Below are 14,118 nucleotides of genomic sequence, written 5' to 3'. Positions count from 1 at the left end.
GTCACAGGCCGGAGAGCTGGCCGCTGTACTTGGCGATCACGATGGCGATGGTTCCGGCGATCAGGACGGCGCCGGTGACGGCGGCCACCCAGATGATGACGGTGGTGGTGCTGATGTCGCCGCGGTCCGGCCGGCGGCTGGCCTCCTCCAGTCCCTCCTGCAGGCGCGTGGTCAGCCGGGTCACAGCGCGGCGGGTGCGGGCTGCAGTGTGTTTCATGTTCCCTTGCCTCTCTGGGGCGTTGAACGGGTCGCAGTGGTCTCAGACGGTCAGCATGCGGATCACCGCGGGGAATGCCATCAGCAGCATGACCAGCACCGCGAGGAGGGCTCCGGGCGCGGTCATCTTCTCGCTGGCGGCGTTCGCCTCGGCGGCCTGGTCGGCGAGCAGTTCGGCGTTGAGTGCGGCGGTGCGGGCGCGCAGTGCTTTGTAGACGGCGGCGCCGTCGGTGGCGGAGCCGCGCATGATGTCGGCGACGTCGCCCAGGACGGGCAGGTCGTACTCGTGGGCGAGTTGCATCAGCGCGTCGTAGGGCGGGATCTTCTCCAGGCGGGCCCGGCGCAGCGCGCCCTGCAGGTAGAGGAAGGGCCAGCCGTTGCCGACTGCGGCGGCCTTCTCCAAGGCCTCGGCGGGGCCGGCGTCGGCGGCCCGCTTGAGGGCGACCAGGTCCAAATAGGCGGACAGGGCGTGCGCAAACTCCTCCCGCGCCCGCTTGGCCTGGTCCCGTACTGCGAGATCCGGGGTGATGAACAGCAGCAGGGCGATGAGGAGTCCCACGCCGGCGGGAACGTAGATGGGCAGGGAGACGCCCGCGATGATCCACGGGATCGTCGCGATGACCGGGCAGAGCAGACCCAGCACGGCGAGCGCGGTCTTCTTCAGCATGAACTGGCCCGGTCCCTGCCCGAGCAGGGCCAGGTTGGTGGTGGGGATCCGGACGCCGGGCAGGCGCTCGAGGCGGGCCAGCAGCCACCGGCCCCAGACCTCCTCGCGGTCCCATTCCGGCTCGGGCATGCTCAGAGCGGGCGGGGCGCTGCGGGCGAGGGCCGGTCCCAACGCGGGCTGCGGGCGCAGGAGTTCCCGCACCAGCAACGCGACGCCGGCACCGACCGTACCGCCGGTCACCACGACGGGAAGCACGTTCACGAGACGGCTCCTTGCTGCTGGCGGCCGGTGACCGGCATGTCCGGCCCTGGGGCGGGATCGGGCCGCCGGACGGTGCTGGACGGGTCGGTGATCAGGAAACGCGGGATGCGGCGGAAAACACCCAGCTGCCGCATGAGCGCGAGCACACCGATGAACCCGGCCGTCAGGAAGGCCAGCACGAGCTGGCCGAGCAGGGTGGAATACGGCTTCGTGTACGAGGGCACGAAGAACCCGGCCACCACCACGCCCACCGTGATGAGGGTCATCCACCGCACGGTGGTCCGCGGCTTCGCCCGGTCCGCCTCAATCGAGCGCTTGCGGGCGACCTCGTCGCGGACCGTGCCCGCCAGATCCTCCAACGCCTGCGCGAGCCCCGGGCCGCGGTCACCCGCCGACAGGACAAGCGCGGCGGCCACCTTGTCCGCGGTGACATCGTCCAGCTCCTCGGCGAACGCGCGGAGCGCTTGCTCCGGGCGCCAGCCCAACCTCAGCCGGTCCGCGAGGCCCGCGATCTGCGGGGCAAGCTCCTGCGGCGCCCCCTGACGGCTGGTGATCATCGCCTGCTCCAGGCCCATGCCCAGCCGCAGCAGACCGGCCAGTCGCTGGGTCCACTCGCTTAAGCCCTCGAGCTGGCCGATGCGCTCCTTGGCGATCTGCCCGGGGGTGATCAGCCAGGGCACGCCGACGACAGCAGCGCCGAGCAGCGTCCCGCCCACGAAGTTCCCCGAGACCAGCCACACAGACACAAAAACCATGACCGCCAGGACTGCCAGGGTGCGCCGCCGCAGCCGGACATCCTCGCTTGGCTCCTTCCCGGCGCGCAGGGCCTGCCAGCGCTGCCGCAGCGGGGCCCGGCGCGGCGCCGGCGTCCCCACGGCACCCGCGACGACGCCGATCAGCCCGCCGATGACGGCCATGCCGCACACCAGCCCCCACACCAGGATCATCGGCGCACCCCCACCTTCAGCGGCAGCGGCGCCTGCCAGGCCCCGTAGGGCTGCTGCAGCAGCGCAGAGTCGAAGCCGACGCGGTGCAGGTCGTCGACACACGCCGGGTCCATCCGCGGCACGGCCCGCAGCTCACCGAACTCGGTGCCGGGGGAGAAGATCTCGTTCGTGGCCGGGCGGCCGGACTCGCCGATCCCGGTCAGTTCCAGGACGTGAGAGACGTAGCGGTGACGGCGGCCGCCGATCTGCGTCTCGTCCGTCATGTCGACGTACACGATGAAGTCCAGACCGTTGGCGGTCTGCCGGTAAGCCAGCTGCTCGGACAGGTTCCCCTGGGCGAGCGCATACAACTCGGCGATCCGGTCGAAGATGATGTCCGGACGGCGGGCATGGATGGTGCACAGGTTGCCGCCGGAGCCGTTGGTCAGCGCCTGCATCATGGCGACGACTTCGGGGCCGCGGACCTCGCCGACCACAATCCGCTCCAGCGACATCCGCAAAGCGGGATGCATCAAATCCAGCAGCGTGACCTCACCGGCGCCGCGCCCCGTTGCGTCCTTCTCCCCGTTGGACTCGCGGCCCACCAGGGACACGACCTGCCGGTGATAGCCGCCTGTGTGGCAGAACAGCTCGTCCTCGGTCTGGATGGTGGCGAACCGGCACTCCGGGTCGAACTCCTTGAGCATCGCCCGCAACAGGGTCGTCTTCCCGGCCTTCTGCTTGCCCGCGATCATGACGTTTTTCTCCGCGCGCACGCACGCGCCGAGGAACTCCCGCAGGATCGGGTCGATGGTGTCCAGCCGCACCAGGTCGTCGAGATCGGCGTGGGAGACCCGGTGCCGGCGGATGACCGCATACGTCATCGGCCCGAGCCCGGTGATCGCCTGAAGGCGGGAGCCGTCCTGCAGGGACAGGGCGAGGGTGGGGTTCGCCGTGGAGATGGTGCGCTCGCTGTGCCCGGATCCTCGCGCCAACTCCCGCAGCAGCTCCAGCAATTCCTCCTCGGACTCCGCGATCGGCCCGACCCGCCGGCGTTCACCGTCGCCGTAGTCGAGCCACACCTCGTGAGGGCCCTGGATGATGATGTCCTCGACCCGCTCGTCGTCCAGATACGGCTGCAACCGGCCGGCCCTGAAGAGCAGGTCGTACACGGCGCGCCGCAGCACCTCGTCCTCCTGCGGGGTCATCGCCCGGGCGTCCGACCACAGCGCGACCGCCTCGTTGATCCAGTCCAGGCAACGCTGCTCTTCACTGGCCCGGTCCATGCCGGGCGTCGCCTTCAGCAGCTCCTCGCGCTGCTTGGCGACCTGGGACGCAATGTCCCGGGCCACCCGGTAATCGACGCAGACCTGGGCAGCTGCGGCGCCGAGCACGCGTGGACTCGAGGCAGCACCGGAAGGTGCAGGTGTGCCGTTCGTCTGGTGCACCCGCGTCCGGGGCAGCGGTGCGACCGTGGGGTCATGGTGCAGGGGCCTAGCGCGCACCGGTCACCTCCCCGCCCGTGGCGTGCACGACGCGAGGATCGAGGCGGGCCCGGCGCAGGGCCGCCCGCTGCACGAGCAGCGTGCTGCTCGTGCGGGCGGCCTTCATCAGCGGCGACTTGGTGAAGTGACGCGGCTGCTCCATCCCGTCGGACAGCACGCGGGCGTCCTTCGGCGCGTACGGCAAGGTGGCCACCACCGGCACCTGCAAAACGCGCTGCACCTCACCCGCGGGATACGGCCCCTCGTTGATCACCAGCACACTGACGTCACCGACCCGCTCCTCCAGCGCCCGCACCCGCCCCTCTGCCGCCTGCAGGCAGCGCAGAGTGTTGCGGACCACCACGAACACAGCGTCGGCCTGCTCGGCCAGGACCCCGGAAGGCCCGTACGCCCCGCTTCGGCCGAGGTCGATCAGGACGTCGTGGTCGCTCTCGGCCTCGATACCGTGGAACATCTGCGCCAGGATCTTCCACACTGAGCCCAGGCTCGCCGACTGCGCGGGATCGGTGACGCCGGGCAGCAGCAACCGGTCACGCGGTGACTCCTTCCCGCCGTCCTCACCGCTCAGGTCGATCAGCTGCCGCCAGAACGCATCACTGAACTCGCCCTTGCGGGCCGCGACGGACAGGTTGCGCAGCCCGTACCGGTCACCGAGCGTGCCCTGCAGCAGACCATGCAGCACCGCGCCGCCGTCCGGGTCGCACTCGGCCAGGATCATCCGCCGGCCCGCCTCCAGCGGCCACGACAGCAGCAGGGCGAGCGCGCTCGTGGTCACCCCGGGCGCGCCGCTGCAGCCTGCCAGCGCGATCACAGCCATCAGCCACCGTCCGGAGCAGCCAGGACCAGGCGCAGCGTGCCAGCCGACACCCACGCGGCGGCGGTCGGACCTTCCGCCGCGCTCGCGGCGACGTCGACGACCACGATCCCGGTGCCGGGAGCGGCACCGGAGGCCTTCACGACCCGGCCGGCGATGGTCTGCGGCGTGGTCTCGGACGTGTTGCTGGTGCCCTCCTGTCCCTGGGCTGGGACGTGGACCAGCTGCACCTTCTGACCCGGCACCAGCGCAGTGGCCGGCACCTGCTCCGGCTTGAGCCCGATCGGCACCAGCTGCTCACCGGCCTTCACCAGGTTGTCCTTCGTCACCTGGGACGGGGCGAGCAGGCTGCCGGGCTTGAGCTCGACAGCGGCCCGCTTGCCCACCACCGACTCCAGGTCGTTGCCGCGCACCGCCTTGACGGCCGGGTCCAGGGCGACGGAGGCCCTGCCGAGGTCGTCCCGGGTGACGACCTGCCCGACCTGGACGTCGCGGACCACGGTCACCACCTCGGTGCGGTGACCGACCTGCAGCAGCAGGACCGCAACACCCGCCCCTCCGGCGGCGATCAGCGCCAGCGACAGGGCAATCACACCCGGCCTGCGACGGCGCGCCGACACCCGAGGAGGAGCGACCGGCCCGGCGACGTGTCCCTGCTGGGGGACCTTGTTCGGGCTCACTGCGTCTACACGTTCTTGGGTCTTGCTCAACGTCCTGTCCTTCCGGCGGCGTTACCTGACGACCTGCAGCTCGCCGATCGCCACCTGCACGTTGGTCTGCCGGATCTCGGTGAGCTGGCCCGCCGCTCCGCCGCCCTGCCAGTCGATCGTCCACGTCGAGGTCGCGGTGACCTGGTACTTGCCGCTCTTGGCGCCTGCTGAGGTCTTGGAGTACACGTGTCCGCAGGTCGGTGACTGAGCCATGCCCTCAGATGCCTGGTAGGGCGTGCCCGGCCCATTGCAAGTCACGGATGAGCCGTCACCCATCTGCCACACGATCTTCGACACCTTCGCGGTCGCGGTGACGGTGATCCCGCCCGCAGAGGCCGACGCGGTGTTCGGGCCGTAGGTCGTGGCGCTCTGGTTGACCCACATCCACATCGGCACGCCGACCGTGTACTTGCCATCTGCCCGCGGGCTGGCGATGTCTGGACCTGCCAGCAGCATCTTGTCGACAGCCTGATGCGCAACAACCTGCGGATCCATCGCCGGAGCGTTCTGGCCTGGATCAGTGCCGACGAAGGTGATATCGACGAGACCGTCCTGCCCCTCGACGGAGCACACCCGCTCGTAGACGGTCTTGCCTTCGCGGTGGTACTTGCTGCCGGGGGGCGGCTGCGGGTCCATGGCGCGGACGCTGCAATCAGACGGCTTGCTGTTGCCGGTGAAGGCGTTGTGCTCGGAACCGAGGTGCTGCCCGCGCCGTCCACCGGTTCGGTCTTTGTCGCCCACACCCACGCAGAACGACATCAGGTCACAGTTGCCCTTGCTGATGTCGGGGTCTTCACCGGCGTACGCGGAGGTCGTGCCTGCGACGACTAACGCGCAAGCTATCGCCGTCGCGATGGCATGACGAGTCAGCATGCCTGGTCCTCCGGAGTGACTTTGACGATCACCCAGTGGCCGTACCACTTCTCGGCTGCGACCTTGGTGACGTACTTCGTCAGCCGACCTTTAGGGAGGGTGACTGCCTGCCCGCTGGACTGCTTGACGAGCTCCCAGCGCGAGATGTCGGTGCAGTCGGTCAATGAGCCTTGCGGTGTTTTCCGCGCGGTATCGACGGAGGTGACTGTAGGCGCCAGAACCGGCTTGCCAGTCGCGACCAGGCCCTTGGCTTTGAGTGCCTTCACTTCAGTCTCCGCCTGGGTGTATGCCTCAGCAACGGCGTACTTCTTCAGGTCCGTGCCCTCAATGCTGGCTTTCCCGTATGCCTTGACCTTCTCATCCCAGTACTTCCGGTACGCGGCCTCGAGCGGAGCTCCTGGATCTGCGCTCGAGGCCACCGAAGACGTGGTCGGTATTGATGGTGGCGCCGAGGTCGAAGACTCCTTCTGCGCGACATTGCTCTTCGACGGGTTGTCGCTGCAGCTGGTGACGACTACAAGCGCGCACACAACCAGTAGGGAACTTGCATACGTGCGGCTGCGAATGGCGGTGGTCCTGGTCAGGTGTCGTGGTACGCGTGTCACGTTGTCTCCCCGTATGACGCGGCCCGATGCCGCTGCCGTGACTCCCACTGCACAGAAATCCGGTTCAGCGTCCGGTTTAGCTGCGGTGATGCTTGTACGTAGCGGTAAGGCTACGCAGATTCCACAGGGTTTGTCAGTGTGATTCAGGAGTTCAGATGAACAAGATGAGGCAGGTGTGGTCGTTTTCGGACGCTGAATCTGACATCTTGGCTTGTTCTTCACTCATCACACATGTAAACGGCCTGCGCTGGCGGGGTCGTTGAAGCCCGTTGCCGGTCGGAGCCGCCGTATTGGATTCGGCTTGTTTTGGCCGCGTGGATGTATCGGCCTGTCTCGCCCTGCACTTGTCCGGCTTGGTGGATCGCAGTGCCTCTGCATGGCGCCCACCGACGCGTGTGTCGCGGGTCATAGAAGCGATCCATGGCCGGAGTTCGCCGCGGGTGAGTGGTGCCCAGACTGCTTCGGTGGCTCCGTTGTACGGGTTGTTGTCACCGCAGACCGGCAGGGCTTCGGCGTCTCGACGAGTACGTCGGCTTCCGCATCGACGGCGGTCCAGGGTGTTCGGGGTGGTGGCTCATACGCGCGGTCAGAAGAGAAGAGTGGGGTTCACCGCAACGTCACACATCGTCTGGTTGACGAATCCGAGCGACGTCAATCCCTCGGCGGCGCACAGACGGTCGGACGCGCCACCCACCTCGGTCCGGAGGAGTTGGTACGCGGCGCCGTGCTGGTGCCCCCAGTGCATCGCCGCACGCCACAGAGTCCGGCCGTAGTCGTGTCCCCGGTACCGCGGCAGCACGCCGAAGTACTGAGGCAGCAACCGGGCAGCGCCGCTGGCGTCCGTCATGGTCTCCATGGGGCCGATGGCTCCGGCCAAGCGGCCAGCATGCTGCACGGTGAGAACGGGGCCGACGGCTCCTGCTTGCATCTGCTCGTAGAGGAACGCGAAGCCGTGCGCGGCCATCTGGTCTGCGAGGGCGGCGAAATCAGCGCGAACGTCTTCGGGGAGTTCCTTGTACTCCTGGACACCGGCACGGCCGGAGCCAATCCAGGGCCGTCGGCGAAGTCCTTGAGCTGGACGCGGGTACCCACGCCTCGGGAATACGCCTCGGGCTGGTCGGGACCGAGGAACCAGACCACCCGGGCCTTCGCGGCACCGTGGGCGGCGGCGAGCTTGCGGGCCAGGTCGGCGCCGGTGGACAGGCTGTCGGGGGCGCTCCCGTACACGTGGACCTTGACCGCGCCTGTGCCGCGCTCGACGAGCGTGGGAACGAGGGTCTGGCGCTGGTCGTGCTCGATGGCGTCGACCAGGACGCGTTCGGTCTTCGTGTCGGACCAGCGGCGGTCCTTGTCGTACGGGAGGAAACAGCCGGTTCCGGCAGTCTCGACGACGGCCTCGAAGAGGTCAGGGATCGGGTCATCGGGATGGACGGGACCGAGTGTCGGCACGTACGGGACGGGCATCACGCGCCCGATCCAGCCCCAGTGAAAGCGCATGGCGGCACGCTACTCATGTCGCACACGCACCGGGCCTGGCGCGTTGTGGCCGAGGCCTGCGCGTTCACGATGGGACAGAAGCGGAGCAGGTCAGTGGGGGTTGTCGTTGCCCGCGCTGCACGAGCACTTCGCGCTGTCCATGATCCCGTCCAGGTCGGCGATGGAGGTGATCTCGGTGACCGGCGGGGCGCGTCGTCGCGGCGGTCAGATCAACCAGGGGCCGACACAGTTACATTCGGCGCTCCACCCAGGTCCGCGTCGCGGCGTGCACCTGGTTCGTCCACTCGTCGGGCTGGTCAGCGCGTGCGATCGACTCCCAGAGCCGTTGTTGGGCGCGCGCGAACGCGTCGATGTGGTGCGCCGGTGTGAGGTCCCATGAGGGATGCAGTGCGGCCACGCTCTCCGCCTCAGCAGCGCTGTGGCCGGAGGCGATGAGCCAGATCACCCACAGCGCGGGGTCAATCCAGGCTGCTCCGCTGGAGGCCCACGCCCAGTCGACGAGCCGCGCCTGGCCGTTCACGATGAGGACGTTGTCGGGTTTCCAGTCGGTGTGCAGCAGGGTGCGGCCCTCGAAGAACCGCAGGTCTGCCGAGTCCGTGACGTAGGAACTCATGCGCTGCGGCATCGTCTTCAGCTCGACGTTGGGGGGCGGCGTGGCAGCAGCGAGACTCCACATGGCCTGGAGGACGAGTTCCAGATCAGGGGAGCCGGGCGAGTAGTCGGCGTGCCGTCCACCGAGGTCTTCGAATGCCAGTAGGTCCCACCCTCCCCTTCGGAGCTGCCAGCACAGCGTAGGAGCGAGGCCGCGCGTGAATGGGTTGATGTCGGCCTCACGCTGCTGCGTCCACACCCTCGGGTGGTCTTGCTGCAGCCCCTTGACGAACACTGATCCGCCGTTGCCGAGATACAGGCGAGCGGCGATCTCACTGTTGTAGCCGGCCGACACCATCTCAACGTCGAGCACTGGCCCAACGACGTCCTCGAGCATCTTCAGCACATCAGCGGGCAGTTCGGCCAGGCGGTGCATTGCCAAGGGTGGGCTCCAGGTGAAGAGGGATGTGGTGTGGTGCCGCGGGGTGCGGACAGACGAACGAGGCCGGCTGTGGGGCTCACCAGTGGATGCTCTGGCCCTCGGCGGTGACGCGAACCGTAGCCTCATCCACTGCCGGTGTCCCGGCAACGTGCCATCGGCCGAGGTGGTCCTCGACGGCGTCCCAGAGGAGTTCGGGACCGCCCTGCCGGACGATCCAGCGATCGTCCTCTTCATGGAGCGCGGCCCACGAGCCGGTTTCGACGTCGACCAAGACGTCCTCGTCGTGCTGGCGTTGTCGTAGTTTCAGGTGCTGCGCTGTCGGCACGGCGAACTGTGCGACGAAGCGGGTCGTCCAGTCGGCCAGGACGTCGGCGCCGATGACAGCCTCGCGCTCCTTGCCCGCGCTGAGGTCCGGAAGTAGGCCGAGCTGGGGTGCGAGCTGGGGACGGGCGAGCATGAAGCTGACCTGTCCGCCCAGTACCGGCCCGGATGCCGTGCCGTCTTCGTGGACCGTCAGGCGAACCAGCTCGGATGCGCTGAGCCAGCCGCCGATAGTTGTCAGGATCTGGCCGCCGGGCCGGGTCTGTTCGAGCCAGGCTGCGGGCACCGTGCGTACGGCGCACGTGGCGATGATCCGGTCGTACGGTGCGCGCTCGTCATCGCCGAGGAGGCCGTCTCCTGTCAGGAGGTCGGGGAACGTACCGAGCCGGTTGAGAGCTTCCCGAGCCCGCAGGGCCACCTCCTCGTCGTACTCGATCGAGGTGACGCGGTCGCTACCCAGGCGCGCGCAGAGCACCGCGGTCGAGTAGCCGGTGCCGGTGCCGATCTCCAGCACCTTCATATCCGGCCCCACTTCGAGGTCCTCGAGCATGCGTAGCACGAGCGAGGGGAGCGTGCTTGAACTGGTCGGCTCGCGCATGATCTCGCCGCGGATGTCTGTCGGCTTGATCGTGCCCGCGATCTGAGTCACCAGGGACTCGTCGGCGTAGCAGGCCGTAAGCCAGCCATCCCCGTCCTCCAGGACCGGGGTCCAGGCGGTAGGCGCCGAGCCGGGCACCGCGCGGAAGAACCCGTTGCGCAGGAACTCGTGCCTGGGCACTGCTGTGGCGGCGTCTTTCCATGGTTCCGTGCGCAGGGATCCGCTGGCCGTCATGCGTTCGATGAGCTGCCGGAGGAGCTGTTCGTGGTCGCTCACGGCTTCCTTTCCAATAGGTTGGCCAGGGCTGCGCACATCGGCAGACCGGTCTCGGGCTCCAGCCAGTACCACTGACCAGAGGGGTTGCATTCCAGGAACCACCATCGCCCGTCGGCGTCCACGGCGAAGTCGAAAGCGCCGAAGAGGAGACCGAAGTGGTCCATGTACTCGTGGAGCGCCAGTTCGGTCTCGGGCGGCGCTGGCACGGGGGTGTAGCTCAGGCGGCTGTAGTCGGTCCTCCAGTCCAGGAGGTCGGAGTCGATCCGGACGCAGAATGTGCGAGTTCCGATGACCGTCACGCGGATGTCCGCTGTCTTCGGCACGAGTTTCTGGAACAGGTGCGCGGTGCCGGCCACGCTGTCGTCGATGTTTTCGGCGGCCACTTCGGCGATCTTGACGACGGAGGAAACGTCGCCGATCCGATACACCGGGTTGTGTAGAGGTTTGTAGATCACGGGGCCGTTCCGCTTGATGAAGGCCCTAGCGGCGTTGGGGTTCGACGTGATGAGCGTGGGCGGTATTTGGAGGCCGGCCCGCGCCGCAGCGGCGAGGCCGGACGGCTTGAATTCGGCTTCTCCAGGTGTCTGATGGCTGTTGCGTGACGTTGCTGTGGGTGTGCCCGTTGAGCGTCGTGCAACAGATCTCCGGGGGTGTGGTGCTCGTGGCTGTTGCTGTGCAGGAGTGGTCCGAGCAAGGAGATGAGGGTGCGGGCGTTTCCCGTGGTGATGCCGTCCGGCGTGAAGTACTGGACGGTGCTGGACGAGGAGTTGGCGGTGGTGCCAGCGGCGGATGCCTTCTTGAGGCATGTGCGGCTGGGCCGTGACGACGCGGAGTTGACGACCAAGTCGTACGCGGGATCGGTGGCCCTGTACTTGCGCTGGTGCGCGAGGACGGGCCGGGACTGGCGTACGGCTGCGGCCGACTTCGGGCTGTTCATCACGTGGCTGCGGCATGCGCCGTCCGTGGTCAGCGGGGCGGACGCGGAGCCGGGGGCTGGGGAGGTGCTGGCTGGTCCGGGGCGTGCGCCGGTGCGTGGGGCGCGGCGGGTCAACGGCATTCTGGCCGGGGTGCGGGGTTTCCTGGCGCATGCCGTCACCGCGGGCGAAGCCCCGGCCACGGTGATGGCGACGCTCTACGAACTGGCCGACGATCGAGATCTTCCTGTTGAGGCGCGTGGTGAGTGGAACGGGTTGTCGTATCGGATGCGGGCCCGGCACCGTTTGGTGGAGGCCACGCGGCCGGTGGAACGTGCGAGTGATGAGGAGATCGTCGCGCTGTTGCGGGCTTGCCGCTCGTGCCGGGACCGGTTGATCGTGCTGCTGATGGCCCGTGCCGGGCTGCGTCGCGGTGAGGCGGCCGGGTTGCGGCGGGAAGACATGCATTTCCTGCCCGATTCCTCGTCGCTGGGCTGCCGGGTCCCCGGCGCTCACCTGCACGTGGTGCGTCGGGAGAATGTCAACGGCGCCTGGGCGAAGTCGCGTCGTCAGCGGGCCGTCCCGGTGGACTTTCTGCTGGTACAGGCTTACGACCAGTACGTTCTGGAACGCTCGGAGGTCCCTGCGGCCGAGGCCAGCGACTTCGTACTGGTGAATCTCTTCCGTGGGCCGCTCGGGGGACCGATGCCTCCGGACGCTCTGAGCGACTTGGTCAAGACCCTGGCCCGGCGGGCGGGGCTGCCCGGGAAGGTGACTGCTCACATGCTGCGTCACGCCTGCGGGAGCAACATCGTGGATGCGGGTGGCAGCGTCGATGAGGTGCAGGAGGTCCTGGGGCACGGGTCGCCGAGCGCCAGCCAGGTCTATCTCCATCCTGATCCCGAGCGTCTGCGCGCGGCCGTCGAACGTGTCCCCAGCCCCCGCCTGGCTGAGGAGACGGGCCGGTGAGCGCGGTTGCGACGGCGCGCGCCGCCCACGCGCCCCAGGTCGGGGCCGCTGGCGAGGACCATGAACTCGCAGTCCTCACAGGCTTGTTGGAGGAGAGCTTCCTGGATGAGGTCGGGTGGGATCCGTCGGCCGGGGTGCTGAGGGTGCCCGCCGAACATCCGCTGCTGGGCTACCGGCTCTGCCGCGTTCCCGGATGCGCGACGATGATCTACGCGTACGCGCTGGGGATCTGCCGGGCGTGCTCGAACCGGCTACAGGCATCCGGCCAGAGCGAGGAGGAGTTCCTCGCGAACGCCCGGACCTGGCGCACTGTCGGGACGCGGTCCTGCGCGGTCACGGACTGCGCCCGACCGGCGAAGACGGCCCGGGCCGCACTGTGCCGCGCGCACGACTACCAGCGGCGGGAGCGTCTGAAGCTGTCGATGGACAACTTCCTGCGCCACCCTGACGCCCAGCCGCTGCCGAGTTGGGGGCCGTGCCGCGTCGTGGCCTGCGTCCGTGAGCAGGACACCGAGCGGACCCCGTACTGCGGCGCGCATCGCATGCAGGCACTGCGGATGCAGCGCAAGAGCGCGGACTTCGACGAGAACCACTGGCGCCGCACCGCGCCGGCCGTCGCGGAGGGCGGCATGGTCAGCCTGCGCGGACTGCCTCCGCTTGTCGTCGCCCAAGTGCTCTACGGCCTCCAGCGCAGAACGGAGTCCGGGGCCAAGACCACGGTGACCACTCTGCGGCGGGTCTGCGACCGGCTGCGTGAGGAGCAGGTCACCTCGGCCGGTCACGCGACCGGGATCACCGGCACGGGCCTGCGGCCGTTGTGGAGCCAGCTGGTCACCTTCGCCCGCCAGGCCCTGCTGGACCCGGAGTCCGAGCGGCACAAGGACCTCTGGGACACCGCCGCGTTCGGCTACGGCGGGAGCCTGGACTTCACCAAGATCCGCCAGCACTGGCTCCGGGAGGCCGCCAAGCGGTGGGCGGTCGAGGACCTGCCCCGCCGACGCGGCGACCAGGTGGTGGGCATCGTGCAGAGCCACATCAACTCTTTCGTCCTGCTGTCCGAGAGCCTGCACGCCACCCGCCGCCAGGACCACGGCCACCAGATCGGCGCGGTCGGACGGCAGGACATCGTCGCCTTCCTCAGCCGGCTCGCCTATCTGGAGAAGACCGGCAAGCTCAGCGCGTACGGCCGCCTGGTCCACTGCCGCAATGTCCGCAAGATGCTGAACACCTGCCGGGCGCTGGGCCTGACCCGGACGGGAAACCCGCTGGCCGGGCTGGCCGAGGACTTCACCGTCCGCCAGCAGGACCTGCCGCCCGCACCCCAGCGGGAGGAGCCCGGCCGTGACCTGCCCCCGGAGGTGATGCGGCAGTTGTGTGACGCTCTGCCCCGGCTCGACGAGATCACCTCGCGGGAGATGCGGGTAGCCGTCGAAGTGCTGATCGACACCGGCCGACGCCCGGACGAGGTCTGCGAACTCGCCTGGGACTGCCTGGCCTGGGACACCGACAGCCAGCCCGTGCTGGTCTACGACAACTGGAAGGAACAGCGCATGGGCCGTCGCCTGCCCATCCCGCGGGCGACCGCCGAGCTGATCACCGGGCAGAAGAAGCGGGTCCGGGAACGCTTCCCCAACACCCCGCTGGCCGAGCTGAAACTGCTGCCCTCCGCGGTGAAGAACCCCCACGGCAAGAAGGCGATCAGCGACGGCGGACTGACCGGCCGGCACCGCGAATGGGTCAACAGCCTGCCGCTGCTGCTGGCCGACGGCACCGAGTTCGACAGATCCGCCGTCGTCCCCTACGCCTACCGGCACACCTACGCCCAGCGGCACGCCGATGCAGGGGTCCCCGCCGACGTGCTGCGCGATTTGATGGGTCTTCGAAGTTGAGCGGTGCGCCTCATCTCGGGCACTGACATGGTGTCACGGTGTGT

At 68.6% G+C, this 14,118-nt stretch carries 15 protein-coding genes; 2 read left to right on the top strand and 13 right to left on the bottom strand.

The annotated features are described in order from the left end of the window. Position 1: 1 nt before the first annotated feature. The 13 genes from IEZ19_RS41715 to IEZ19_RS41660 form a co-directional block, all read right to left on the bottom strand. Positions 2-217, bottom strand: coding sequence for a hypothetical protein (locus IEZ19_RS41715; RefSeq protein ID WP_189316608.1), 216 nt, complete (start codon positions 215-217; stop codon positions 2-4). A 42-nt stretch (positions 218-259) separates the two neighbouring features. Beyond that, complete coding sequence (locus tag IEZ19_RS41710; RefSeq protein WP_189316607.1) at positions 260-1,144, bottom strand: type II secretion system F family protein; 885 nt, start codon at positions 1,142-1,144, stop codon at positions 260-262. Next, positions 1,141-2,091, bottom strand: coding sequence for a type II secretion system F family protein (locus IEZ19_RS41705; RefSeq protein ID WP_189316606.1), 951 nt, complete (start codon positions 2,089-2,091; stop codon positions 1,141-1,143). The genes IEZ19_RS41710 and IEZ19_RS41705 overlap by 4 nt, the downstream gene beginning before the upstream one ends. Next, on the bottom strand, positions 2,088-3,575 hold the full coding sequence (locus IEZ19_RS41700) for a TadA family conjugal transfer-associated ATPase (protein WP_189316605.1): 1,488 nt from the start codon (positions 3,573-3,575) through the stop codon (positions 2,088-2,090). Before IEZ19_RS41700 ends, IEZ19_RS41705 begins: the two co-directional genes overlap by 4 nt. Then, positions 3,565-4,392, bottom strand: a complete 828-nt coding sequence (locus tag IEZ19_RS41695; protein ID WP_189316604.1) for a CpaE/TadZ family protein — start codon at positions 4,390-4,392, stop codon at positions 3,565-3,567. The genes IEZ19_RS41700 and IEZ19_RS41695 overlap by 11 nt, the downstream gene beginning before the upstream one ends. Continuing rightward, a complete protein-coding gene (locus IEZ19_RS41690) occupies positions 4,392-5,099 on the bottom strand; it encodes an SAF domain-containing protein (RefSeq protein WP_189316603.1) in 708 nt (235 codons plus the stop codon). The genes IEZ19_RS41695 and IEZ19_RS41690 overlap by 1 nt, the downstream gene beginning before the upstream one ends. Positions 5,100-5,120: 21 nt before the next feature. Next, positions 5,121-5,972, bottom strand: coding sequence for an ATP/GTP-binding protein (locus tag IEZ19_RS41685; protein WP_229841462.1), 852 nt, complete (start codon positions 5,970-5,972; stop codon positions 5,121-5,123). Then, a complete protein-coding gene (locus IEZ19_RS41680) occupies positions 5,966-6,391 on the bottom strand; it encodes a hypothetical protein (protein ID WP_189316602.1) in 426 nt (141 codons plus the stop codon). The genes IEZ19_RS41685 and IEZ19_RS41680 overlap by 7 nt, the downstream gene beginning before the upstream one ends. A gap of 772 nt (positions 6,392-7,163) precedes the next feature. Then, complete coding sequence (locus IEZ19_RS53200; protein ID WP_308429071.1) at positions 7,164-7,424, bottom strand: GNAT family N-acetyltransferase; 261 nt, start codon at positions 7,422-7,424, stop codon at positions 7,164-7,166. Beyond that, a complete protein-coding gene (locus IEZ19_RS41675; protein WP_308429070.1) occupies positions 7,421-8,074 on the bottom strand; it encodes a hypothetical protein in 654 nt (217 codons plus the stop codon). The genes IEZ19_RS53200 and IEZ19_RS41675 overlap by 4 nt, the downstream gene beginning before the upstream one ends. Positions 8,075-8,303: 229 nt before the next feature. Beyond that, positions 8,304-9,101: a protein kinase family protein gene (locus IEZ19_RS41670; protein ID WP_229841465.1), complete on the bottom strand. Its 798-nt coding sequence runs from the start codon at positions 9,099-9,101 to the stop codon at positions 8,304-8,306. 82 nt (positions 9,102-9,183) lie between these two features. Further along, the gene (gene tgmC, locus IEZ19_RS41665) at positions 9,184-10,302 is read right to left on the bottom strand and encodes an ATP-grasp peptide maturase system methyltransferase (protein WP_189316601.1); all 1,119 of its coding nucleotides are present in this window, start codon (positions 10,300-10,302) and stop codon (positions 9,184-9,186) included. Beyond that, complete coding sequence (locus IEZ19_RS41660; protein ID WP_373297133.1) at positions 10,299-10,757, bottom strand: MvdC/MvdD family ATP grasp protein; 459 nt, start codon at positions 10,755-10,757, stop codon at positions 10,299-10,301. The genes tgmC and IEZ19_RS41660 overlap by 4 nt, the downstream gene beginning before the upstream one ends. A gap of 270 nt (positions 10,758-11,027) precedes the next feature. Between IEZ19_RS41660 and IEZ19_RS41655 the strand changes: the two genes are divergently transcribed. Beyond that, positions 11,028-12,185 carry a tyrosine-type recombinase/integrase gene (locus IEZ19_RS41655; RefSeq protein WP_189316600.1) on the top strand — a complete coding sequence of 386 codons (1,158 nt, stop codon included), beginning with the start codon at positions 11,028-11,030 and terminating at the stop codon, positions 12,183-12,185. Further along, the gene (locus IEZ19_RS41650) at positions 12,182-14,074 is read left to right on the top strand and encodes a tyrosine-type recombinase/integrase (RefSeq protein WP_189316599.1); all 1,893 of its coding nucleotides are present in this window, start codon (positions 12,182-12,184) and stop codon (positions 14,072-14,074) included. The genes IEZ19_RS41655 and IEZ19_RS41650 overlap by 4 nt, the downstream gene beginning before the upstream one ends. Positions 14,075-14,118: the final 44 nt, after the last annotated feature.

This window comes from Streptomyces brasiliensis (assembly GCF_014647875.1).
Lineage (GTDB): Bacteria > Actinomycetota > Actinomycetes > Streptomycetales > Streptomycetaceae > Streptomyces > Streptomyces brasiliensis.
This window is presented reverse-complemented; position numbering and strand designations above follow the sequence as displayed.